The sequence below is a fragment of the Kitasatospora sp. NPDC059599 genome (genome assembly GCF_042735125.1).
GTDB lineage: Bacteria > Actinomycetota > Actinomycetes > Streptomycetales > Streptomycetaceae > Kitasatospora.
In genome coordinates this window covers 1-23,701 of record NZ_JBHWCL010000153.1, presented here as the reverse complement: position 1 = coordinate 23,701, position 23,701 = coordinate 1, and the positions used below count along the sequence as shown (strand labels likewise).

Annotated in this window: 20 protein-coding genes and 1 riboswitch; of the genes, 13 read left to right on the top strand and 7 right to left on the bottom strand. The window is 73.8% G+C overall.

Annotated features, from left to right (window positions below):
• Positions 1 to 78 precede the first annotated feature (78 nt).
• Both ACFV04_RS36105 and ACFV04_RS36100 read right to left on the bottom strand, forming a co-directional pair.
• Entirely contained in the window at positions 79 to 366 is a 288-nt protein-coding gene (locus ACFV04_RS36105; RefSeq protein WP_380335579.1) for an SHOCT domain-containing protein, read from the bottom strand.
• Positions 367 to 390: 24 nt separating this feature from the next.
• The gene (locus ACFV04_RS36100) at positions 391 to 885 is read right to left on the bottom strand and encodes a DUF6325 family protein (protein ID WP_380335576.1); all 495 of its coding nucleotides are present in this window, start codon (positions 883 to 885) and stop codon (positions 391 to 393) included.
• 433 nt (positions 886 to 1,318) lie between these two features.
• On the opposite strand from ACFV04_RS36100, the gene ACFV04_RS36095 reads away from it, so the two are divergent.
• The 9 genes from ACFV04_RS36095 to ACFV04_RS36055 all read left to right on the top strand — a co-directional run bounded on the left by ACFV04_RS36095 (position 1,319) and on the right by ACFV04_RS36055 (position 13,709).
• Positions 1,319 to 2,785: a hypothetical protein gene (locus ACFV04_RS36095; protein WP_380535169.1), complete on the top strand. Its 1,467-nt coding sequence runs from the start codon at positions 1,319 to 1,321 to the stop codon at positions 2,783 to 2,785.
• 67 nt (positions 2,786 to 2,852) lie between these two features.
• On the top strand, positions 2,853 to 4,481 hold the full coding sequence (locus ACFV04_RS36090; protein WP_380535167.1) for a sulfatase-like hydrolase/transferase: 1,629 nt from the start codon (positions 2,853 to 2,855) through the stop codon (positions 4,479 to 4,481).
• Positions 4,482 to 5,053: 572 nt separating this feature from the next.
• On the top strand, positions 5,054 to 5,482 hold the full coding sequence (locus ACFV04_RS36085) for a hypothetical protein (protein WP_360265726.1): 429 nt from the start codon (positions 5,054 to 5,056) through the stop codon (positions 5,480 to 5,482).
• A gap of 177 nt (positions 5,483 to 5,659) precedes the next feature.
• Positions 5,660 to 6,418, top strand: a complete 759-nt coding sequence (locus ACFV04_RS36080; RefSeq protein ID WP_380335568.1) for a DeoR/GlpR family DNA-binding transcription regulator — start codon at positions 5,660 to 5,662, stop codon at positions 6,416 to 6,418.
• A 297-nt stretch (positions 6,419 to 6,715) separates the two neighbouring features.
• Positions 6,716 to 8,002 carry an extracellular solute-binding protein gene (locus tag ACFV04_RS36075; protein ID WP_380535166.1) on the top strand — a complete coding sequence of 429 codons (1,287 nt, stop codon included), beginning with the start codon at positions 6,716 to 6,718 and terminating at the stop codon, positions 8,000 to 8,002.
• Positions 8,003 to 8,108: 106 nt separating this feature from the next.
• Entirely contained in the window at positions 8,109 to 9,044 is a 936-nt protein-coding gene (locus ACFV04_RS36070) for a carbohydrate ABC transporter permease (protein ID WP_380535165.1), read from the top strand.
• On the top strand, positions 9,041 to 9,880 hold the full coding sequence (locus ACFV04_RS36065) for a carbohydrate ABC transporter permease (RefSeq protein ID WP_380535164.1): 840 nt from the start codon (positions 9,041 to 9,043) through the stop codon (positions 9,878 to 9,880). Before ACFV04_RS36070 ends, ACFV04_RS36065 begins: the two co-directional genes overlap by 4 nt.
• A gap of 55 nt (positions 9,881 to 9,935) precedes the next feature.
• Entirely contained in the window at positions 9,936 to 10,877 is a 942-nt protein-coding gene (locus ACFV04_RS36060; protein WP_380535163.1) for an SIS domain-containing protein, read from the top strand.
• A gap of 210 nt (positions 10,878 to 11,087) precedes the next feature.
• A complete protein-coding gene (locus ACFV04_RS36055) occupies positions 11,088 to 13,709 on the top strand; it encodes a TIM-barrel domain-containing protein (RefSeq protein WP_380335555.1) in 2,622 nt (873 codons plus the stop codon).
• 90 nt (positions 13,710 to 13,799) lie between these two features.
• On the opposite strand, the gene ACFV04_RS36050 is transcribed toward ACFV04_RS36055, so the two are convergent.
• From ACFV04_RS36050 to ACFV04_RS36040, 3 genes are all read right to left on the bottom strand, one after another.
• Complete coding sequence (locus tag ACFV04_RS36050) at positions 13,800 to 14,393, bottom strand: hypothetical protein (RefSeq protein ID WP_380335552.1); 594 nt, start codon at positions 14,391 to 14,393, stop codon at positions 13,800 to 13,802.
• A gap of 300 nt (positions 14,394 to 14,693) precedes the next feature.
• Positions 14,694 to 16,034, bottom strand: coding sequence for an NRAMP family divalent metal transporter (locus ACFV04_RS36045; protein WP_380535162.1), 1,341 nt, complete (start codon positions 16,032 to 16,034; stop codon positions 14,694 to 14,696).
• Positions 16,031 to 17,398, bottom strand: coding sequence for a magnesium transporter MgtE N-terminal domain-containing protein (locus tag ACFV04_RS36040; RefSeq protein ID WP_380335546.1), 1,368 nt, complete (start codon positions 17,396 to 17,398; stop codon positions 16,031 to 16,033). Before ACFV04_RS36040 ends, ACFV04_RS36045 begins: the two co-directional genes overlap by 4 nt.
• Before the next feature lie 310 nt (positions 17,399 to 17,708).
• Positions 17,709 to 17,913, bottom strand: a riboswitch (M-box (ykoK) riboswitch).
• Between the two features lie 404 nt (positions 17,914 to 18,317).
• Between ACFV04_RS36040 and ACFV04_RS36035 the strand changes: the two genes are divergently transcribed.
• On the top strand, positions 18,318 to 19,025 hold the full coding sequence (locus ACFV04_RS36035; RefSeq protein WP_380535161.1) for a DUF4232 domain-containing protein: 708 nt from the start codon (positions 18,318 to 18,320) through the stop codon (positions 19,023 to 19,025).
• Between the two features lie 138 nt (positions 19,026 to 19,163).
• Here the strand turns inward: ACFV04_RS36035 and ACFV04_RS36030 are convergent, their stop codons facing one another.
• Entirely contained in the window at positions 19,164 to 19,853 is a 690-nt protein-coding gene (locus ACFV04_RS36030) for a phosphonatase-like hydrolase (RefSeq protein ID WP_380535159.1), read from the bottom strand.
• Positions 19,854 to 19,857: 4 nt separating this feature from the next.
• Complete coding sequence (locus ACFV04_RS36025; protein ID WP_380335539.1) at positions 19,858 to 20,619, bottom strand: GntR family transcriptional regulator; 762 nt, start codon at positions 20,617 to 20,619, stop codon at positions 19,858 to 19,860.
• 161 nt (positions 20,620 to 20,780) lie between these two features.
• Here ACFV04_RS36025 and ACFV04_RS36020 point away from each other — a divergent pair, with 161 nt between their 5' ends.
• The 3 genes from ACFV04_RS36020 to ACFV04_RS36010 all read left to right on the top strand — a co-directional run bounded on the left by ACFV04_RS36020 (position 20,781) and on the right by ACFV04_RS36010 (position 23,668).
• Positions 20,781 to 21,977: a TIGR03364 family FAD-dependent oxidoreductase gene (locus tag ACFV04_RS36020; RefSeq protein WP_380535157.1), complete on the top strand. Its 1,197-nt coding sequence runs from the start codon at positions 20,781 to 20,783 to the stop codon at positions 21,975 to 21,977.
• 132 nt (positions 21,978 to 22,109) lie between these two features.
• A complete protein-coding gene (locus tag ACFV04_RS36015; RefSeq protein ID WP_380535156.1) occupies positions 22,110 to 22,820 on the top strand; it encodes a hypothetical protein in 711 nt (236 codons plus the stop codon).
• Between the two features lie 158 nt (positions 22,821 to 22,978).
• A complete protein-coding gene (locus ACFV04_RS36010) occupies positions 22,979 to 23,668 on the top strand; it encodes an SDR family oxidoreductase (protein ID WP_380535154.1) in 690 nt (229 codons plus the stop codon).
• The last annotated feature ends 33 nt before the right edge of the window (positions 23,669 to 23,701 follow it).

Genomic DNA, 23,701 nt, shown 5'->3' with positions numbered 1-23,701 from the left:
ACGGTGCCCCGTCCCGGGCCGGACCGGGACGGGGCACCGTCGCGTCGACGGCTGTTCAGCCGGCGACGCCCGGGGTGGTCAGCCGGCGAGGAGCCGCTGCTTCTGCGCCGCGAACTCCTCGTTCGTGAGCACCCCCTGGTCCCTCAGCTGCGCCAGCTGCTGCAACTGCGAGATCTTGTCGTCCATGCTCGCGGGTGCGGGAGCGGCGGGAGCCGGTGCGGGCGGCGGGGGCGGCGGCGCGGGTTCGGCCGCCGCGTCCTGCTGGGCCCAGCGGCCCGCCTGACGGCGGGACACCCGGTTGGACACGGAGGTCGCCGTGCCGGCGATGACGGCGGTGCGCGCCACTCCGCGCAGTAGTCCAGGCATGACTGGTTTCTCCTCTCGGTGAGGTCACCCGGCGGCGGACGCCCCGGAGGCGGAGCCCTCCGACGCATCGGCCCCGGCGGTGTCGTCCAGTTCGTCCAGGGAGTGCAGCAGGTCCGCCACCGGCACCCGGCCACTGGCGACGACCCGGGCACCGCCCCGGCGCAGGGCCGTGGCGAACGGCGCGGCCCAGGTGTTCTCGTAGATCAGCACCCCGGCCGAGTTCCCGGGTTCGAGGACCGCGGCGGCCTCGCCCAGGTCGTCGGCGCCGATCAGGCCCGAGCCGACCCCCTCGAAGACGGCCAGGTCCAGCAGGCCGTCACCGTCGAAGTCGGCGATTTCCATCCCGACGACGGTGCCGTCGGCGTCCTTGCGCACGAACGCGAAGTCCAGGATGCGGATCACGCCCCGGTCCACCAGGTCGATCAGCAGGGGAAGCCCCTCCCCGGTCATGCGGTTGCCGGGGAACTCGACCACCAGGTAGTCGACGGGCCCGGTCTCGACGAGGTCGTCCTCGGCCATGGCGGTGCTCCTTCCACGTGGAGTCCGTCGCCCGGCCGACCGGCCCGGGCGCTGCTTCGACGCTAGGTCCCGCCGCCCGCCCGGGGATCACCTGCCCGGGGTGAGGGCACGGTCCGGTGCCGGACGCCGAATGCCGGGCGGCGGCAGCGGGCACGGAGCCGGCGCGGATCGGGCACGGAGTGGGCGCGGAGCGGGCGCGTGCCGCCGGAGCGCCGCTCCCCGCCGCTCGTCCGGGCGGCCCAATCCGGCGTGCCGGGCGGCGGACCTTGCGGCGTGAATGAGGAACAGCGGCAGTACGGCCGCGTGCCGACCGCCGGGAGAATCGTTGAACGGGCCACTGGAAACCCCTTCGTCCGAGCCCCCCACGGGCGCGCCGGTGAACGGGGGCACGCCCCCGGAGCCCCGGCACCGCTCCCGGGCGGGCGGGATCGTCATGAGCACCGTCTCCGCCGTGCTGATCACGCTGACCTGCATCCTGGTGCCGATCTCGCTGCTCACCGTCTGGGTGCACGACATCGTGCTGGACACCAACCGCTACGTCTCCACCGTCGCCCCGCTGGCCACCAACCCCGCGATCCAGGACGCCGCGGTCGCCCGGATCACGAAGGCGGTGGACGTGAAGGTGGACGGGCCGGCCGTCGCCTCCGACGTGTCCTCCTGGCTGCAGTCACAGGGCCTGCCGCCCAAGGCCGCCTCGGCGGTGAAGGCACTCGGGCCCAAGATCGACGACGCGGTGGACCAGGTGGTCACCAAGGCCGCGACCAAGGTCGTGCAGAGCAACGCCTTCGCCACCGCGTGGACGCAGGCCAACCGCGCCGCGCACACGGCCGTGGTCCACGCCCTCACCGGCGAGGGCCGGGGCGCGGTCGAGGTCAACGGCGGCACCGTCACCCTCAACGTCGGGACGGCCGTCGACACGCTGAAGAACGACCTGGTGTCCGCCGGCCTGACCCCGGCCGAGAAGATCCCCGACGTCAACAAGCAGCTCGTGCTGTTCCAGTCCGACAAGCTGGCCAAGATCCGCCGTGCCGCGCACGCCCTTGACGTGATCGGCAACTGGCTGCCGATCATCACCGTGCTGATCGGCGCGATCGGCGTCGTGCTGGCGCGGCGCCGGCGCCGCGCCCTGGTGGCCACGACGCTCGGCGCGGCCTTCGCCTGCCTGCTGGTGGCGATCGCCCTGGTGATCGCCCGCCACTACTACCTCGACCATCTGCCGCCCGCCGTGCAGTCCCCGGCCGCGGCGGCCGCGGTCTTCGACACGCTGCTGCACTTCCTGCGGATCAGCCTGCGCACCGCGATCGTGCTGGGTGTGGTGATCGCGCTCGGCGCCTACCTCTCCGGCGCGGGACGGCTGCCGCGCGGCGTGCGCGGCCGGGCCGACCACGTCGCGGACTCCGTGGCGGGCTGGAGCGGCTCGCACGGCGTGACCACCGGACGGGTCGGCACCTGGACCGACGCCCACCGCCGCTGGCTCATCCTCGGCGCACTGCTGATCGTGGCCCTGGTGTTCGCCCTCTGGAACCACCCGACCGTGCTGACCGTGCTGCTGCTGGTCCTGGTGCTGCTCGCGGTGCTCGCCGTCCTGGCACTGCTCGCCGCGTCCGGCCGGGTCGTCGCCACCAGCCCCGCCACCGGCGCGGGCGGAGCGGCCGGCACCGATGGCGGAGCCGGTACCGGTGGAGGCGCCGGCCCCGGTGGAGGTGCCGGCCCCTCGGCCGGGCAGGGCGGCCCCGCCGGGCAGGGCGGGGTTTCCGGGGCGGGCGACGCCGCTGGTCAGGGCCCCTCCACGGGTCAGGGCCCCTCCACGGGTCAGGGCCCCTCCACCGGTCAGGGCGGCCCCACTGGTCAGGGCGGGGTTTCCGGGGAGGGCGACTCCGGCAGTCGTACCGACGAGTGACGGACGACCGGCACCGAGCGCCCGACCCGGACCTCCCGACCGTTCCGCACACCCAGAACAGGTGGCCATGACCCATCGCCCGAACATCCTGCTGATCGTCACCGACGAGGAACGGGCGGCGATCCCCCGCCCGCCGGGCTACACCCTGCCCGCCCGGGAGCGGCTCGCCGAGCGGGGCACCACCTTCGAGCGCTACTACACCGCCTCGGCCATGTGCAGCTCCGCGCGGTCCGTCATCTACACCGGGCAGCACCTGCCACTGACCGAGATCTACGACAACGACAACATGCCCTACATCCGCCCGCTGGACCCGCGGTTGGGCACGCTCGGCACGATGCTGCGCCAGGCCGGCTACTTCTGCACCTACCAGGGCAAGTGGCACCTGTCGAACGCCTACGTCACGCCGCAGAACCCCGGGCCCACCACGGACGCCCTGGAGCCGTACGGGTTCAGCGAGTTCAACGACTGGGGGGACATCGACGGCGGAGCATGGGCCGGGCTCAGGATCGACCCCGTGATCGCCGGCCAGGCCGTGAAGTGGCTGCGCAACCGGGCCCCGGTCGTGGCGGCCGACCAGCCCTGGTTCATGGCCGTCAACTTCGTGAACCCGCACGACATCATGAGCTTCGACTACGGCGGATCGCCCCGGGTCCGGCTGCCCTTCGGCCTCGCGCACGCCGTGGTGGCACGGGCCGCCGCCGACATCCCGGTCTACCGCCGCCGCTGGGACTTCGACCTGCCCGCCAGCCTGCGCGACGACCTGTCCGGCGCGGCACCGGCGGTGGTGGAGTTCGCGCGCATGATCGACACGGTGTTCGGTCCGGTGGCCGACGAACGGCACTGGTACGACGGCCTGAACTTCTACCTCAACGCCATCCGGGACGTCGACCGCAGCATCGAGTTCGTGCTCGACGCGCTGGAGGCCTCCGGCCAGGCCGACCGGACCGTGGTCGTCTTCACCTCGGACCACGGCGAGATGGCGGGGAGCCACGGCCTGCGCCAGAAGGGCAACCTGGTCTACGACGAGAACGTCCACGTCCCGTTCGTGCTCTGCCATCCCGACTCGGCCGGCGGCGGCCGCACCGAGGCGCTCGCCTCCGCCGTCGACCTCGCGCCCACCCTGCTGGAGTTCGCCGGACTGGACCGCACGGCGACCGCCACCCGCTTCCCCGCCCTGCACGGCCACTCCCTGGCGCCGGCCATGGACGGCACGGCCGTCCGCGAGGGCGTGCTCACCGCCGTCGAGTCCATCACCACGCTGGACTCCTCGTTCTGGTTCGAGTTCGCCGACCCCCGTGCCCCCGAACGCGCCCAGTCGGGGGAGCTGCGCCCGGACTGGGAGAAGCGCGGCTTCCTGCGCGGCTACCTCGACCACCGGTACACCTTCGGCCGTTACTTCTCCCCGCTCGACCCGAACCGCCCCGCCGACGTCGACTCGCTGTTCGCGCACAACGACGTGGTGCTCTACGACCGTGCGGACGACCCCGACGAGCTGCGCAACCTCGCCGCCGACCCGGCTCACCGCGACCTCGTCGCCCGGTACAGTGCCCGGCTGGAGGAGCTGATCACCGCGGAGATCGGCGAGGACACCCGCGCCTGGGTCGGGGAACGCCCCCGACTGCTCGGCTGGCCCACCTGGCACGGCGACACCGACCGGCCGGTGCCTGCCGGGGCCGGGGCCGAGGCTGAGCGGTGAGCGGTCGCGTTCCCGGGCCTTCTCGGCCGTGGGTCCTCCGCCGGGGGTCCTCCGCCGTGCGTCCCCCGCCGGGGGTCCTGCGGCCGGCCGGCCGCCCGGCGTGGGCGTCACGGTCCGTGACCGAGGAGCGTCCCGCCCACGACAGGACGCGGGTCCGGTCCTACCGTGAACGTAGGGCTTCTGTTCCGGGCTCTTTCCGCCAACCGAGCTTGACGGGCGGTCGCCATGCGAGACGACGACGTGTTCCGCACCGGTTCCGGGCCGTACCCGGGTGCCGGGCCGGTGCCGCCGCAGGACGGGCCCGGCACCGCCGCCGCGCCGCCGATGGCCGGTGCCGCGGTCCGGAGCCTCGCGGCCCGGCCGCGTGAACCGGACCTCACGGCCGCGGGCCTCACCGTCCGTCACGGTTCCGGTTCGTGTGCTCCGCGCCGTGTCACCCCCGGCCTCCCGCCGCCCGCCCGCGCCGGTGGGGAGCCGGACGGGTGGCACCTTCCGGGAACACTCCCGCCCGACTGTTCGTCCCTTCCGACCCCCGCCGTCCGCGAGGCGGTGCCATCGAAGGAGTCCATGCCATGACCAGCAGTGTTACCGGGTCCGGCCAGAACGCCCGAGCCCGCGATCCGCACCCCTTCGCGAGCGGGTGGACCATCTTCGCCGGGGTCATGCTGATCACCGCCGGCCTCATGGCGATCTTCCAGGGGACCTCCGCGATCGCCAAGGACGACCTGGTCGTCGTCACGCGCTCCTACGTGTACTCGATGAACACCGAAGGGTGGGGATGGATCCACCTCGTCCTCGGCGTCATCGTCGTGGTGGCGGGCATCGCGATCTTCAGCGGAGCCGTCTGGGCGAGAGCCGTCGGCATCGTCGTCGCCGGGCTGGGAATGATCGCCAACTTCCTCTGGCTGCCCTACTACCCGTTCTGGGCCATCGTCCTGATCGCGATCGACGCGACCGTCATCTGGGCGCTGTGCGTCGGCCGGATGAAGACGGAGCTCTGAGGACAGAACCCTGAGGACGGAGCTCTGAAGGCGGAGTTCCGAAGACGGAGTTCCGAGGACCCCCGACAGCAGGTCCGCCCGGGCTTCCGCGGTGCCCGTCCACTGCGGAAGCCCCGGCGTGCTGTGAGCGGTCCTGCGCGGAACCGCCCGGGGCGGGGGCGGCACTAGACTTCCGCCATGCTCAAAGCTGACCGTACCGCCCGGATCCTCGCGCACATCGCCGAGGCGGGCAGCGCCGACGTGCACGAGCTGGCCGGGCTGCTCCGGGTGTCCCCGGCCACCGTCCGGCGGGACCTGCAGGAACTGCACGACCAGGGGCTTCTGCACCGCACCCGTGGCGGAGCCGTGACCGGGGCCGTCAACCTGGAACTGCCGCTGCGGCACAAGCACGGGAAGCGGCAGGCGGAGAAGCGGCGGATCGCCCTGGCCGCCGACCGGTTGGTGCCGGACGGCGCGGTGGTGGGCCTGACCGGCGGCACCACGACGAGCGAGCTGGCCCGGGTGCTGGCCGAGCGCGGCGGGATCACCATCGTCACCAACGCCGTCAACATCGCGGCCGACCTCATCGTCCGGCCGGACGTCCGGCTGGTGGTGGTCGGCGGCATCGCCCGGACCACGAGCTACGAACTGGTGGGACCGGCCGCCGACCGGATGCTCGCCCAGTACCACCTGGACGTCGCCTTCATCGGGGTGGACGGCCTGACGGCCCAGGAGGGCTGCACCACGCACGACGAGATGGAGGCCCAGACGGACCGGGCGTTCCTGCGCGCCGGCGCGCGGTCCGTCGTCCTGGCGGACAGCACCAAGATCGGCCGGGTCACCTTCGCGAGGATCTGCCCGCTCTCGGACGTCCACGAGCTGGTCACCGACGACGAGGCCGGCGCGGCCCGGGAGCAGGAGATCGCCGCGTGCGGCGTGCGGGTCCTGCGGGCCTGAAGCCGCCGCCGAACCCCTGCCGGACACCACCCCACGCCGTCGAACGCCGTCGAACGCCGTCGAACGCCGTCGAACGCCGCCGACGGCCCCGAACGCCGCCGGATCGTGGCCTGAACCCTGTGCCGACCCGTACGCACCCCTGACGCCCGGCCGGGCCCGCCCCGGCCGGGCTTTTCGGTGTCCCGGCCGTTGACATGAACTGCCTGAAGCAGGAAGCTCTTTCGGAACTGCTCAGAACCAGCTCTCTTCAAGCAACTTGGATCAGCCGATCGAGCTCGCACGAAGGCGGTAACTGCGGTGAACAAATCTGTGCTGTCCCTCGCCACGACGTGCGCCCTCGCCGCACTCGCCCTCACGGCCTGCGGCAGCGGCGGTGGCGCCGGGAGCGAGGACGCCGGGTCCGGCCCCGGGCGCAAGGTGACGCTCAAACTGGTCGCCGCCGACTACGGCGACAAGGAGTCCAACAGCTCCAAGGCCTACTGGAAGGGCCTCGCCGCCGCCTTCACGGCGGCCCACCCCGACATCACCGTCGACGTCCAGGTGGTCAACTGGAACGACATCGACAAGCAGGTCAAGACGATGATCCAGAGCGGCAACGTCCCGGACGTCCTGCAGACCGGCGGCTACGCCGACAAGGTCGCCGACGACCTGCTCTACAAGGCCGAGGACGTGCTGTCCGTCGACACCCGCGCCAACCTCATCGACAGCCTCGCCCGGGCGGGCAGCGTCAACGGCGTGCAGTACGGCATCCCGTTCGTCTCCTCGGCCCGCGCCTTCTTCTACAACAAGGCGGTCCTCCAGCAGGCCGGCATCACCCGGCCGCCCACCACCTGGGACGAGCTGCGCGAGGACGCCGCGCTCATCAAGGCCAAGGTGCCCGGGGTCACCCCGTACGCGCTGCCGCTGGGTCCCGAGGAGGCCCAGGGCGAGAGCATGCTCTGGGAACTCGGGAACGGCGGCGGCCCCACCGGCAAGGACGGCACCTACACCCTCGACAGCCAGGCCAACGTCGACACCTTCCGCTGGCTCAGGAGCAGCCTCGTCGACCCGGGCCTGACCTACGCCAACCCCGCCACCACCGACCGCAAGACCGCGTTCGCCGACTTCGCCGCGGGCAAGGCGGCCATGCTCAACGGGCACCCCTCGCTGATCACGATGGCCCGGGACGGCAAGGTCGACTACGGCGTCGCGCCCGTCCCCGGCAAGACGGGCCCGCTCGCGTCCACCCTCGGCGTGGCCGACTGGATGATGGCGTTCAAGAAGAACGGCCACCGCGACCAGGTCCGCAGCTTCCTCGACTTCGTCTACACCAAGGACAACACGCTCCGGTTCTACGAGACCTACAACCTGATGCCGGTCACCCAGGACGCCCTGCGGGAGATGACCGCCGACGGGAAGCACCCGGACCTGGAACCCTTCTTCGCCCTGCTGCCCGGGGCCACCTTCTACCCGCTGGGCGACACCAGTTGGGAGGCCGTCTCGGCCGAGCTGAAGAAGTCCGTCGGCAGCGCCGTCGCCGGAGACCCGGCCAAGGTGCTCGGCGACCTGGAGAAGAAGGCCCGGGACGCCGTCGCGAACAAGTAGCCGCGAACACGTACCTGCGAACAAGTACCTGCGCACACGTAGCCGCGCACCAGCGGCCGCCCCCACGGGAGGCCGTCCCCCACGTGCCCCGCGAAAGGCACCTGCCATGACCGTCCGTGCCCCCGCCCCGCAGGCGGTGGGGCCCCGCCGGCGCGCACCCGCCCGTGCGCGCCGCCGCCGCGGCCCCGGACCGCTGCCCTGGATCGCCCCGGCCCTCCTGCTGATCGCCCTCGTCGTCCTGTGGCCCGTGTACGAGATGGTCCGCACCTCGTTCCTGCGCGTCAGCACCAGCGGCTTCGTCCGCGGCCCGGCCGGGCTGGACAAGTACCGCAAGCTCCTCGGCGAGGCCGACCTCGGCCGCGTGCTGCTGTCCACCGTGCTCTGGACCGTCGCCGTGGTCGCCCTGACGATGGTGCTCTCGCTCGGCCTGGCCCAGCTGTTCGACCAGCGCTTCCCCGGCCGCAGGTTCGCCCGCTGGGCCCTGATCGCGCCATGGGCGGCGTCCGTCCTGATGACCGCGATCGGGTTCCGGTGGATGCTCGACCGGACCGCCGGCGTGCTCAACACCGCGATGACGGACCTCGGCCTCGTCGACGGGCCCCGCGACTGGCTCGGCGATCCGGCGACCGCCTGGCCGTGGATGGTGGCCGTCGCCGTCTTCGTCTCGCTGCCGTTCACCACCTACACCCTGCTCGCCGGTCTGCAGACCATCCCCGGGGAGCTGTACGAGGCGGCTCGGGTGGACGGCGCCTCCCGGTGGCAGACCTACCGGAGGCTCACCCTCCCGCTGCTGCGCCCGGCCTTCCTGGTCGGCCTGGTGATCAACCTGATCAACGTCTTCAACTCCTTCCCCGTCATCTGGGGCATGACCCAGGGCGGCCCGAGCAGCGACACGGCCACCACCACCGTGTTCGTGTACCAGTTGAAGAGCTCCGACATCGGCGAGTCCGCGGCCATGTCGGTGGTCAACTTCGCCCTGGTCGTGGTCATGGTCCTGGCCTTCCTCAAGGTCACCGGCCGGGCTCGTGGGGAGGAGAGTTGACGGACCGTCGGACACCGAGGGGCATTCGCCCGCGCACCCTGCTGGTCGCCGCAGCGGCCTGGCTGCTCGCCGCCGTCTTCCTGCTCCCGTACCTGGAGATGGCCGTCACGGCGCTGCGCCCGGCCGACGAACTGCGCGACCCGACCTACCTGCCGCGGCACTTCGCCTGGTCCAACTTCGTCGACGTCTGGCGCGACTCCACCCTCGGCGCCAACCTGCGGGTCACCCTGCTGGTCGCGGGCGGCTCCACCCTGCTGGTGCTGCTGGTCGCGCTGCCCGCCGCCTACCACACCGCGCGGGTGCGCTACCGGGGGCGCCGGCTCTTCCTGCTCCTGGTGCTGGTCACCCAGATGTTCCAGCCGACCTCGCTGCTGGTGGGCCTGTACCGCGAGTTCTACCGGCTGGACATGCTCAACTCGGTCTGGACGCTGATCCTCTGCAACGCCGCCTTCAACCTGGCCTTCGCCGTCTGGATCCTCACCGCCTACATCGGCTCGATCCCGGTCGAGCTGGAGGAGGCCGCCATGATCGACGGCCTCGGCCGGCTCGGCGCGCTGCGCCGGGTGGTGCTGCCGCTGGCCATGCCCGGCGTGGTCACCGCGCTGGTCTTCACCTTCATCGCGGCCTGGAACGAGTTCGTGATGGGCCTGACCCTCTCGACGGCGCCGGAGCGCCAGCCCCTCACCGTCGGGATCAACAGCTTCATCGGCAACTACACCGTGGAGTGGAACTACCTCTTCGCCGGCTCGGTCGTCGCCATCGTGCCGGTCGTGGTGCTGTTCGCCCTCATCGAGCGCCGGGTGGTGTCCGGACTGACCGCCGGATCGGTCAAGTAGCGCCCGCCGCCGTCCGGTCGACCCGTCCGACCAGCCCTTCCGAAGGAGTCGCCGCATGACCTCCCACACCGCAGCCGAGATCGCCTCGCAGCCCGCGTGCTGGCGCCGCGCCGCCGAGTCGCTGCCCCGGCACGCCGACGTCCTGCCCCGCCGGGGCGAGCGGGTAGCCGTCACCGGGTGCGGCACCTCCTGGTTCATGGCCCAGGCCTACGCGGCGCTGCGTGAGGGCGGAGGCCACGGCGAGACGGACGCCTTCGCCGCCTCCGAGTTCCCCCACGGGCGCCGCTACGACCGGGTGCTGGCCATCTCCCGCTCCGGCACCACCACCGAGGTGCTGGACCTGCTCGCCCGCGCCCGCGCCGCCGGAGTGCCCACCGGCGCCCTCACCGCCGACCCGGCCACGCCGGTCGTGGCGCTGGCCGACACCGTCGCGGTGCTCGACTTCGCCGACGAGTGCTCGGTGGTGCAGACCCGCTTCGCGACCACCGCCCTGGCCCTGCTCCGCGCCCGGCTGGAGACCGAGGACGCCCTCCCGGCGGGAGTGCGCCCGCTGGCCCGGGCGGTGCGCGACGCCGAACGGGCCGTCACGGAACCGCTGCCCGCCGCACTGGACGGCGCCGAGCAGTTCACCTTCCTCGGCCGGGGCTGGACCCACGGCCTGGCGCTGGAGGCCGGGCTCAAGCTGCGCGAGGCGGCCGGGGCGTGGACCGAGGCGTACCCGGCCATGGAGTACCGGCACGGGCCGATCGCCATCGCCGCGCCGGGCCGGGTCACCTGGACGTTCGGCCCGCTGCCCGACGGGCTCACCGAGGACATCGCCCGGGCCGGCGGCCGGCTCGTCGCCGGGTCCGGCGACGCGGCGGCGGACCTCGACCCGCTGGCCGACCTGGTCCGGGCCCAGCGGCTGGCCGTCGCCGTCGCCGCCGCGCGGGGCTGCGATCCGGACCGGCCCCGCCACCTCACCCGGTCGGTCGTGCTGCGCGACCACGGTGCCTGAGGAGGGAGCGCCGACAGCCCGCAGCCGGGTCCGCCCCGGCCCGTCCGCCGAGACCCCCAGCCCGCCGAACCTCCTTGTGCCGCGACTCCCCGTCCGCCACCACCACCCCCCCCGAACGGAGGCACCGCCGTGCGCTTACCCCGCCCCCGACCCAGCAGGCCCCACCGACCCCGACCCCACCGACCCAGGCCCCGCCGGGCCGCCCTCGCCGTGGCCCTGAGCAGCATCACCGCGTTGGCCGGGCCCGCGCTCCCCGCCCGGGCCGCCACCCCCGGCTCCGCCGTCCTCGACCAGGGCCACCAGAGCGTCACCTGGCAGAGCCCGCAGTACGCCAAGGGCACCCTCGGCGACCCGGCCTCCTGCCCGCCCGCCGCGCAGGACCCGGGCGGCGCCGTCTGCGACCACTTCGACCTGACCGTCAACGTGCCGGCCGGCTACTGGAACGACAACCCGGAGGGCGGCGTCCCGGTCTCCGTCCGCTGGCAGAACCAGACCGACGACTTCGACCTCTACGTCTACGACGCCGCCGGCAAACAGGTCGCGAGCAGTGCGGGCACCGCCGACCCGGAGGCCACGGTGATCCCGAAGGCCTCGGGCACCTACCGCGTCCTGGTCGTCCCCTACGACGTCCACGGCGGCTCCTACACCGGCACGGCCTACCTGCCGCAGACCTCCGACGCGGGCGACCTGACCTCCTTCGGCGGCTCGCAGGGGAGTTACGACGTCTCCGCCGGCACGCTGAAGGCCAGGGTCGACTTCCTCGCCGACGACCAGCTGCGGCTGCGCGCCGCCCCGGACGGCGTCCTCACCGACCCGGCCGGCAGCACCATCGTCCGCAAGCAGCCCGAACCCCAGCGCGACACCAGCACCTTCGACGCCGGCACCTACTACGGCATCCGCTCGAAGGACCTGGTCCTGCGGGTCTACAAGCACCCGCTGCGGTTCGGCCTCTACAAGGCGGACGGCACCGCCCTGTGGCAGGAGGACGCCCCGCTGCGCTGGAGCACCGGCGGACTGCGGCAGAGCCTGGTGCGCGGCGCGGACGAGCAGTTCTTCGGCGGCGGCGAGCAGAACGGCTCCTTCTCGCACCGGGACAGGACCGTCCACGTCGCCAACAGCTTCGACTGGAACGAGGGCGGCTGGAACAACTCCCAGCCGTTCTACGTCTCCAGCGCCGGCTACGGCGTCTTCCGGAACACCTTCGCGCCCGGGACCTACGACTTCGGCTCGCCCGTCCACACGGGACAGCAGGAACGCCGCCTGGACGCCTACTACTTCACCGGTGACGTCAAGTCGGTGATCGGCCGGTACACCGCCCTCGTCGGCAAGCCCTTCATGCCGCCCGTCTACGGCCTGGAGCCCGGCGACTCCGACTGCTACCTGCACAACGCCAACCGCGGCGAGCGCCACACCACCGACGCGCTGAAGGTCGCCGACGACTACGTGCGGAACCAGATGCCGCTGGGCTGGATGCTGGTCAACGACGGCTACGGCTGCGGCTACGAGAACCTGGCGCAGACCGGCGAGGGCCTGCGCAAGGACCACGCCCAGCTGGGCCTGTGGACCCAGAACGGCCTGCCCGACCAGGCCACCGAGGTGAAGGCCGGCGTCCGGGTGCGCAAGCTCGACGTGGCCTGGGTCGGCAACGGCTACGACTTCGCGCTGAACGCCTGCGACCAGGCCAAGGCCGGCATCGAGGACAGCAGCGACGCCCGCGGCTTCGTCTGGCTGCCGGTCTCCTGGGCCGGCGCCCAGCGCTGCGGCGTCCTGTGGAGCGGCGACCAGAGCCTGTCCTGGGACTACGTCCGCTGGCAGATCCCGACCTACGCCGGCGCCACCATGTCCGGCATCGCCTACAACACCGGCGACGTCGGCTCGATCTACCGCCGCGACCCGAAGATGTACACCCGCGACCTGCAGTGGAAGGCCTTCCTCCCGGCGATCATGACGATGGACGGCTGGGCCCGGGACATGACGGGCAAGCAGCAGCGCGACCAGCAGCCCTGGCTGGACGGCGAGCCGTACACCTCGATCAACCGGAAGTACCTGCAGCTCAAGGAACGGCTGCTGCCCTACATGTACACCCTGTCCGAGGAGGCCACCCGCACCGGCATCGGTGCCGTCCGCCCGCTCGCCCTGGAGTACCCGCACGACCCGAACGCCCTGGGGCCGAACGCGACCTACGAGTTCCTCGCCGGGCCCGACTTCCTCGTCGCACCGGTCTACTCGGACACCGCCGTGCGCGACGGCATCTACCTGCCCGAGGGCACCTGGACCGACTACTGGACCGGCCGCACCTACCAGGGGCCGACCACGGTCGACGGCTACTCCGCCCCGCTCGACACGCTGCCGCTGTTCGTCCGCGGCGGCGCGATCGTGCCGATGTGGCCCAAGGGCACGCTGTCCTGGGAGAACCGGGACCGCTCCGAACTCGACTACGACCTCTACCCGCAGGCGAAGGGCGACTCCTCGTACACCCTGTACGAGGACGACGGCGTCACCCGGCAGTTCGCCGCCGGCTCCTCGGCCACCCAGCGGGTGGACGTGCACACCAACCGGGCCGTCACCACCGTCGACGTCGGCGCCAGCGAGGGGACCTACGCGGGCAAACCGGCCGAGCGGGGGTACCGCTTCACCGTCCACGGCCGGCCGGCCCCGCGCCTGGTGGTCACGGACGACGGCCCGCTGCCCCGGCTCGGCTCGGCGGCCGCGCTCGACTCGGCCCGCTCGGGGTGGTACTACGACGCCGCGACCGGGGTGACGCAGGTCCGGACGCCGTCCGTCCCCACCGACGACGGCTTCTCGCTGCGCCTGATCCACGGCGGCAACTGACCGGCGCCGCACCGGGAACCGTGCCGCGACGGCGGGAGCGGGAGGTCGGCAGGGCCGATCTCCCGCTCCCGTTCCGCGCTGCGGGAGTGCTCAGCCGAGCAGGAGGAACTTGGTGGACGGGACGCCCTGGTAGAGGCTGCAGTCGGTGTTCTGGGTGGTCGCGCTGTACGTGAAGCCCTTGGGCACGTCACAGGCCCAGAGACCGCTGACCGGCTTGCGGAGGTGGAAGGCGTTGGACGGGACGCCGGGCTGGAGGCTGCAGGCGGTGCCCCAGGTGATCCAGTCGTAGGTGAAGGCCGGGGTGCCGACGCAGGCGGTCATGCCGTCGGCCGGCGTGCGCAGGTGGTACTGGTTCGACTGGACGCCGCTCTGCTGGCTGCAGGCGAGGCCCCAGGTGATCTGGTCGTAGACGAAGCCGGGCGCGCTGAGACAGGCCGTCAGTCCGTCGACGGGGGTCCGCAGGTGGAACTGCGGCGAGTTCCAGCTCCCGCCGCCGCTGCAGCTGCGGTTCATCGACACCTGGTCGTAGACGTACCCGGACGGCACGGTGCAGGCCCAACTGCCGTCCAGCCCGGTGGTGGTGGCGCTCGCGGTGGTCGCGGTGGCCGCGCCCGAGAGCAGCAGGGCGAAGGCGGCGAGCGCGGCGAGTAACAGGCGGGCGGGGCGGGTGCGTGCGGTGGACATGGCTCTCCCTTGGGGTGACCGGAATGGCACGGAAACGCGGGGAACGGCGGTACCGGGCGGGTCGGCGACGGGGGCGCGGCCCGACCCGACGGTTCTAGCAGGGGGGAGTCGTGGGCATCTCGTGAACGGGTCGACGTGTGGCTTCACCAGAACCGCACGGCCGAGGTTCGGCTGAAATCGCGCGATCCGCGGCGGGGAGCGTCAGCGGCCCGCCCCGGCCGGGCCGGGGAGACGAGGCCCGCCGGACCGATGACGAAGGGCCCCGCCGGCCGCTGCCGACGGGGCCCCGCGCGCTCCGGTTCAGGCGAGACCGAACCAGCCGAGGACGGTCTGGACGAGCAGGATCGTCGACATGGCCGCGACGCCGACGACCACGACGGTGGCTGCGAGGCGGTAGCGCGGGCTGTTGGCGGCATCGCCGAGCACGGCACGGCGGTTGGTCAGCACGAGCAGGTAGATCAGCACGATCGGGCTGATCAGACCCTGCAGGACCTGGGTGCCGATCAGCAGCTGGATGACGTCCACCGGGGTCAGCGCGACGACGGCGCCGAGCGCGATCTGGGCGGTGAACACCCCGAGGAACAGCGGGGCGTCGCGGAAGCTGCGGGAGACGGAACGCTCGACGCCGGCGGCCTCGCCGATGGCGTAGCTCGCCGAGAGCGGCACCACGGCGCCGGCCAGCGCGGAGGCGCCGATCAGGCCGAAGGCGAACAGCAGCTCGGCGCCGTGACCGGCGACCGGTGTGAGCGCCTCGGCGGCCTGCGCGGCGGACTCCAGCGGGCCGGTGCCGCCGATCGCGGCCGCGGTGGCGATGATGATGGTCAGGCTGATCACGCAGGCGAACACGGCGCCGAGCACGGCGTCGGCGCGGATCAGCTTGTAGTCGGCGGGCTTGGCGCCGCGGTCGACGACTCCCGCGGCGGCGTAGAACTGCATGTAGGGGCTGACCGTGGTGCCGATGAGCGCGACGGCCAGCAGGATGAAGTCCTTGCTGGGCTCCAGGTGCGGGACGACCAGGTGCTCGCCGACCCGGCCCCAGTCGGGGTGGCCGAGGACCATGGCGACCGGGTAGGCGAAGAACGCCAGCGACATGATCAGGAAGATCCGCTCGGCCCACTTGTAGGAGCCGAACAGCACCAGCGACCAGAGCAGGACGGCGGCCGGCGGGATGACCGCCCACTTGGGCACCCCGAGCAGCTCGAACGCGGCGCCGATCCCGGCGAACTCGCTGACCACCAGACCGGTGTTGGCGAGCAGCAGGCAGAACACCGCGAGGGCGGTCAGGCGCAGGCTGAACTGTTCGCGGATCAGCGCGCCCAGGCCCTTGCCGGTGTGGGCGCCGAGCCGGACGGCCATCTCCTGCACCATGACCAGGGCGACGGTGACCAGCACCATGAAGAACAGCGTGCCGTAGGTGAACTGGGAGCCGGCGCTGGCGTAGGTGGCGATGCCGGCGGCGTCGTTGCCGGCGTTGGCGGCGACCAGGCCGGGGCCGGCGACCATCGCGACGGCGGCGATCCGGCGCCAGCCCCGGCGGCGGCCGGGCGGTGCGGTGCCGGGCGGCGCGGCCGCCGGGTGGGCGGTGTCCGCACCGCGGTCCGAGCGGGTGCCGGGGGTGCGGGTGTCGAGGTCGCGGGTCACTTGAGGAGCCTCCGGAAGTGCAGGCGCCCGCGCTCGGGCAGCAGCGTGTCGAGGATGTCGTCGGCCAGGACGCGGCCGAGCGGGCGGCCGGTGTCGTCGACCACGAGCAGGGAGGTCGCGCGGGCCGCGATCAGGTGGTCGGCGGCCTCGGCGAGGCGGGTGTCGGGCGGGACGGTCACCGGCGGGCCGAACTGGGCCAGCCAGCCGAGCAGGTCGGCGACCACCGTGGTGTCCTCGGCCACGGCCAGGTCGAACAGGGGGAGGTCGCCGAGCAGCCGGCCGTCCTCGTCCAGCACGGCGACCGCGTCGATGTCGGTGCGGTGGTCGGCCTGCGCGGCGAGCTCCGCCCGGACCCGGGCGACGGTGTGCGCGGGGCCGGCGGTGACCAGCAGGGTGGTCATCGCGCCACCCGCGGTGCCCTCGCGGTGGGTGAGCAGGGCGCGCAGCTCGGCCGCCCCGGGCGCGGGCATCCGGGCGAGCAGGGTCTCGCGCTCGCCGGGGTCGAGGTCGCGCAGGGCGTCGGCGGCCTCGTCGGGCTCCATCTCGTCGACCAGCCGGGCGGCGTGCTCGGGCGGGGCCTCGCGGAGCAGGTTCTCCAGCTCGGCGGGTTCCATCTCCTCCAGCGCGTCCGCGGCGTGCTCGGGCTCCAGCCAGCCGAGCAGCTGCTGGCGTTCGTGGCGGCCGAGGTCCTCCAGGATGTCGGCCAGGTCGGCCGGGCGCAGCCGGTGCAGCGCGGAGCGGGAGGCGCGCAGCCGGACCTCGGCCGGTCCGTGGGTCGCCTGCTCGCCGAACGGGGCGACGGACTGCCAGTCCAGGACGCGGTCCGGGGTCGGGCGGGCCTGCCAGCGGCGGGGGCCGAGGCGGCGCAGCAGGGTCGGCAGGGAGACGTCGACGCCGACCAGGACGGTGCGGGCGGCCAGCGGGGCCAGGTAGAGGTCGGCGGCGCGGGTGACCTGCACGCCGTCCACGTCGACGAGTTGGTGGTCCAGCACGTCGCGGGCGAGCAGCACCTCGCCGGGCCGGCGGTTGAACTCGCGCAGGTCCACCCGGGCGGTGCGCAGCCGGACCCGGCCGGTCAGGATCCGGTCGACGGCGTCGGCGGCGATGAAGGCGCGGCGACGGCCTATCCGGATGATCAGACCGGTGACGGGCGGGTAGGGCTCCGGCCCGTAGAGCCGGGCGACCACGTCGACGATCCGGCCCATCTCCTCCCCGGCCTGGTTGGCGACCGGGCCGCCGATCAGGCCGGCGAGGGAGACCAGCGAGGACCGGACGGCCCGGGAGGCCGTGGTGCGGCGCTCGGCGTCGACCGTGCGGTCGCGCAGCCGGGCCGTGGCGGACGAGAACAGTGTGGTGGCAGCCACGAGGAAGACCCCCTCACCCCGGAGGGACCGGGGCACACGGGCCGCCCGACGGCGCGCCGCGCCACCCCGGCCGCGGGCCGGGACCGGGCGCGCGCCGACGCGTCCCGAGGTGGTCGGGACGGGCAGGCGGAGCGGGCCGGACCGGAGCGGTCAGGGCAGGCGGGGGCGCCTCGGACGGCGGAAGGACGGCGAGGACGATGCGGGAATGGGCCGACTATGGCCAGGACTTCCGTCCATCACGCCTCCCTCCCGGTCTCGGCCGCGCATCGAGGCGGCGGCGGCACGGCAGGGGGGACCGACGTCTCCGCCCGGTGCACCCCCACTCGTCAGAGCTTTGGCACTCCACGGCGTGTCCCTGGTCGCCGGCGGGCCCGGTCGAGTCCGGTCGCGAGCGGCGGGAAGCCACTTGGGGTCACCCCTTGAGCCGGGGAGACCTGTCCTGATCCGGAGCGTCTCTCGACGGGTGGGATCAGTGGCCTGTGTCCGTGAAGACGCCTCACCGAACGAGGTGTCTGTTCAAATCTGCCCCAGGATAGGCCCCGACCCCCCTTCCGGCGAAACCCTTGACCGGACTTTGACCCCCGGCCGACCTGCGGGGGAGCCGCCGGGCGCGCGTCGGCGCCCGGGCGGTGCGCGGCGACGGGCCCCGACTCCCCCCGTCGGGAACGATCATGACGGGGTGTCAGGGAGGCGGTTCCGTCGACGGGGGCGGCCGGTCCCGGGGAGCCGGTGGACAGCGGGCGCGGGCGGGTGCCCCGGCCGCGACGCCCCGGCCGGGCCGGCGCCGTTCGACGGTCGCGGCCCGGTCCCGTCACCGTCCTGTCACAGCCGCCCGCCCGGGGAACCGGTCCCGCGGCAGCGGTGTGTACCGGGCAGGTGCCGGCAGTGGGCCGCACCGCTCGAACCCTCGGGGGACCTCATGCAGGACGTACAGCACGGAACGAAGACCCGAAGAGCCGCGGTTGCCGTCGTCTCGGCCGCCACCGCCGCTCTGCTGGTGACGGCGTGCGGGCCCGGGGGCGACGGGCCCGGGCCGGCCGCCGCGCCGACCGCGGCACCGACGGCGGCGGCAACCGCCCCGACTGCGCCGGGCGCACCGGCGCCCACCAAGGGCGGCCCGGCCACCGGCGGCCCGGCCACGGGAGCCGCTCCGGCCGGTGCATCCCCGTCCGCCGGTGCGACGGCCCCGGCCTGCGGGATCGGCGACCTGAAGGCGGACGCCCACCAGGCCGCGCAGCGGCCCGCGGGCACCGGGGTGGGAGCGGTCGTCGTCGCGTTCACCGACACCTCCGCCCACCCGTGCACCCTGCAGGGCTTCCCGACCGTGGCCGGGGCGGCCAACGGCTCCCCGGACCGCAACGCCCCGCTCGCCGTCACCCACACCGGCGCCGCCGCCCCGGTGCGGCTGGCCCCCGGCGGGAAGGCCTGGCTCAAGCTCACCTTCGTCCAGGTCCAGGGCGAGGGCGACGGCAGCTGCGTCTCGGGGGCCACGCCGGTCGCCTACCCCACCCTCGTGGTGGGCCTGCCGGGCGCGGGAGCGCACCAGGTGGCCCTGGCCGACGGCCTCTTCGCCGAGTGCGACAACAAGGTGACCGCCACCGCGGTGCTGGCCACCAGCCCGTCCTGACGGGGCGTCCGCCGGGCCGGGCCGCGCGTCGATCGGGCCGGGCCGGGCGGCCGTGTTCCCGGCGGCCGGGCTCGTACGGCCGTGTTCCGCGGGTCGTGCCGGGCGGCCGCGGGGCCGTGGGGCCATGGGGCCGTGGGGTCAGGCCGTCGGCCGGGTCTCGGGCAGGGCCGGGATGTCGGCGACGCCGTCCAGCACGTGGGTGTGCGGGTGGCCCTCGAAGGCGGCGCGGGTGAGTTCCCCGGTCAGCACGCCGATGACCACGCCGGCCCCGGCGTTGGCGCCCGCCTCGACGTCGACGACGGTGTCGCCGGCGACCAGCACGCGGCGGGTGTCGATGACCCCGGTCTTCTCCATCGCCCGGTGGATCATGTGCGGCGCCGGACGCCCGCGCGGGACCTCGTCCGAGGTGACGACCGCGTCGAGGTTGCCGCCCCCGCCGGTGGACCAGCCGAGCGATTCGAGCAGCGGGTACGCGACGTCGTCGCTGAAGCCGGTGGTCAGCGCGACCTTGATGCCGCGTCGGCGCAGCTCGGCGAGGGCGTCCTCGACGCCGGGCAGGGCCCGCGGGGGAGTGGTCCGGTAGGCCTCGCGGAGGAACTCGGCGAAGGCCGCGTAGCCGTCCTCGACGAGCTCCGGGGTCGGGGTGCCGCCGCCGGTGCGGACCAGGGCGGCGATGGCCTCGCGCTTGTCGGTGCCCATCCAGGTCTGCAGGTCGGCCTCGGCGACGGCGACTCCGGTGCGCTCGACGGCGGTGCGCAGTGCCCGGTAGACGGCGCCTGCCTCGTCGATGGTGGTACCGGCCATGTCCAGGGCGGCGAGCTCGATCACGGTGTCAGTCCTCTTCGGTGCGGTAGCGGCCGATGACGGTACGGCCTTCGATGGTGTTCTCGATGGTGAAGGTGGCCATGGCGGGCAGGTAGCGGTCGTCGGCGTCCTCCAGCGGCACGCCCCGGCTGGACGTGGTGAGCCGCCGCACGCGCAGCAGCGGGTCGCCGACGGCGACCCGGAGGAGTTCGGCGTCGTGCGGCTCGGCGGCGACGGCGTCGATGGTGTGCCGGGCGCGGTGCAGGTCGACCTCGCGGCGCAGCAGTTCCTCGTAGACGGACCCGGTGTCCGGGTCGAAGTCGAAGAGGACGCGGCCGACCTCGTGGACGAAGGTGGAGCGCTCCAGCATGGCGGGGACGTCGTCCAGCAGGCGCAGCCGGACGAGTTCGACGACGGGTGCGCCCTCGACCAGGCCGAGCCGGGCCGCGGCCTCCGGGGACGCCCGGCGCCGGGCCACCTCGATGGTCGTCTGTCCGGGCTCGCGGCCGATGGTCCGGGCCCACTGGGTGAAGGACAGGAAGGTGCCGAACGGCTGGGAGGGCGCCGTGCGGCGGGCGACCGGCGGCTTCCCGCGTCCGCCGGTCAGGCTGCCCTCGTGGCGCAGCATGGCCAGGGCCTGGCGGACCGGGCCGCGGGAGGTGCCGAACTCGGCGCAGAGCTGCGACTCGCTGGGCACCGGACGGCCCTCGGGCCACTCGCCGGACTCGATCCGGCGTTGGAACTCGGCGCCGAGTCGTTGGTGGAGCGGGAGGTCCTCACTTGTCTTCACAAGTCGACTATGACACTCGGGGATGGAACTTCTCAAGGCGGCCCACCTGCGTGTTTTCCGGAACAAGTGCCCGCGTCCGCTGGTCGTCGCGTGGATGAACGAACGGTAACTTGTATAGACACCTCTTGACGTCGAGGTCGCCGAGCCCGGAGTCTGGAGCCATGAGCAGCAGCACCGCACCCGCAACCGCCTCCGCCGCCCCCCGTACCCGCACGACCGGCACGCCCGGCCGCAGCGACGTGGTGATCGTCGGCGCCGGCATCATCGGCCTGGCCCACGCCTTCGAGGCGCTGGGCCGGGGACTGTCCGTCACGGTCGTCGATCGCGACCGGCAGCCCGTCGGCGCCTCGGTCCGCAACTTCGGCCACTGCTGCATCAGCGCCCAGGACGGCGAACTCCTCGCCCTCGCCCAGCGCTCCCGGCCCGGCTGGCTGCGCGCCGCCGAGGCCACCGGCATCTGGGCCGCGGAGGCCGGCACCCTGGTGGTGGCCCGGTCGGCGACCGAGGCGGCCGTCCTGGAGGAACTGCGCGCCGAGCGCGGCGGCGACGCCGTCGAGCTGCGCACCGCCGCGCAGACGGCGGCGCTGCTCGGCCGCGCGGACGCCGACGCCGGCGACCTGGTGGGCGGCGCGCTGCTGCCCGCCGACCTGCGGGTGAACCCGCGGGAGGCGGCGCCCGGCCTGGCCCGCTGGGTGGCCGACCAGCCCGGCGGGCAGGTCCTGTGGGGCACCGCCGTCACCGGCGTCGAGCCCGGGACGGTCCACACCACCCGCGGCCCGGTCCACGGCGACCGGATCCTGATCTGCGTCGGCCACGACCTGGACTACCTGTTCCCCGACGTCGCCGAGGACCACGAGGTCCAGCGCTGCCGTCTCACCATGGCGCGGGCCGAGGCCCCGGCCGGCTTCCGCACCGACTCCGCGGTGCTGACCGCCACGTCGATGCTGCGCTACGACGCCTTCACCACCCGCCCGTCCGCCGCCCGGCTGCGGGAGGAGGTGCTGGGCCACAGCCGCGAGCTGCTCGACATCGGCGCCAACGTGATGTTCGCCCGGCTCCCGGACGGCACGGTGCTGGTCGGCGACTCGCACCACTACGACGCCACCACCCCGCCGTTCATCGACGAGCGCACCCACGAGCTGCTGACCGGCGCGATCGCCCGGGTCCTGGGCGTGGAGCGGCTGCGGATCGTCGAACGCTGGCAGGGCGTCTACGCCAGCAGCTCCCGCGGCCCCCTGCTGGTGCGGGACCTGGCGCCGGGCGTCCGCGCCGTCACCGTCACCTCGGGCATCGGCATGACCCTGTCCTTCGGCCTGGCGGCCGCCACCTTCGACGGGACCCTGGCCGCGACCGCCTGAATCCGGCCCCGCCCGATCGGGCCCCCGGCCGGTACGGCCGTCCCGTCCGGGGCGCTCCCGGTGGCCCCGGCCACCGGCGGCGCCCCGGCCGGCGAATCGCGACTGTCAGTGGCGCGTGACACAGTGCGGCGCATGAACGTGCCCACCACACTGCACAGTTGGGACGACTCCGTCGCCCTCTTCGAGCGCCGCGGCCTGCCCGTCTCCACCTACGAGAACCTCTACGAGGAGTCGTACGACGTCCACACCGGCGCACTCTCGATCGACGGTCACTTCGACCTCGACGCCGCCGAACTCGACGGCACCGGCTACATCGTGGACGGCGACCTCGACGTCAGCGGCGCCGTCCTCAACATCGACGACGGCTGCCCCGCACTGATCGTCCTCGGCGACCTCAGGGCGGCCGCCGTCTACCTGGAGGGCGACGCCAAGCTCCTGGTACGCGGCAGCGTCCACGTCGAGGCCTTCGTCGGCAACATGACCGACAAGCTGGTGATGCTCCACGGCGACCTGCGCGCCGGGGTCACGGTGCTGTCCGCCGAGTTCGCCCCCGACCTCGTCGAGGGCACCCTGGACGGTCCCGTCCTCGCACCCGCCTACCTGGCACCCTCCTTCGCCGCGGCGCCCGTCGCCGCCGACGCGGTGCTCGTGCCCGAGGTCCTGCGCACCGGTGTCGACGACGAATCCGAGAGCCTGCGGTGCTTCGACGCCCCCGGTGTCCACGGCGGCCGGCTGCTGCGCCGCATCGAGGCCGGGCTCCCCGTCACCCTGGCCCGCTCGGGCCCGGCCCCGGCATCGGACGGGGACGCAGGGGCGACCGGGAACGGGGTCGTGGAGGGCTGACCCCCGACGGGCCGCCCTACGAGGGGGAGTGGAGCAGGGGCGCGCGGCGCCGAGCGGCCGCCGGACGTGCGCGCCCGCGTGCGGGTCCGGTGCCGCCGGGCTCCGGGACGGCGTGAACTCGCCGTTCCGCAGCGGTGGCCGGGGGTAGGGAGGGCGGCATGGGCGTTCATCTCATCACCGGTGCGGGCTCCGGGATCGGCGCGGCGACGGCCGGGCTGCTCGCGGAGCGGGGCGAGGACCTCTGGCTGCTGGCCAGGGACGAGGAACGGGCGGAGGAGTTGCGGTCGCGGTTCCCGGGGAGCCGCACGCTGGCGGCGGACCTCGCGGAACCGACGGAACTGGCGGCGGCGCTCGGCAAGCAGGAACTGCCGGAACGACTGGACTCGCTGATGCACGTCGCCGGGACGCTGGAGCCCGGGACGGTCGCCGGCTTGGACCCGGGGGTGTGGCTGGGGATGCTGGCGGTCAACTGCGTGGCCCCGGCCGAACTGACGCGTCTGCTGCTGCCCGCCCTGCGGGCGGCCCCGGGGCGGGTGGTGTTCGTCAACTCGGGCGCCGGGCTGCACGCCCCGCCCGGTCTCGGGGGCTACGCGGCCTCGAAGTTCGCCCTGCGGGCGCTCGCCGAGTCACTGCGGGCGGAGGAGTACCGCAGCGGGATCCGGGTCACGACGGTGTTCCCGGGCGAGGTCGACACCCCCATGCAGGCCAGGCTCCACGACGCGCTCGGCCTGCCGTACGACCCGGGGATCTGCCTCACCGCGGCGTCCGTCGCCGCAGCGGTGGTCGGGGTGCTGGACTTCCCCGCGGACGGCACCCTGAGCGAGCTGACGATCCGCCCGGGCTGCTGAACGGCCGGCCCCCGGACGCGGCCGCCCGTCTGC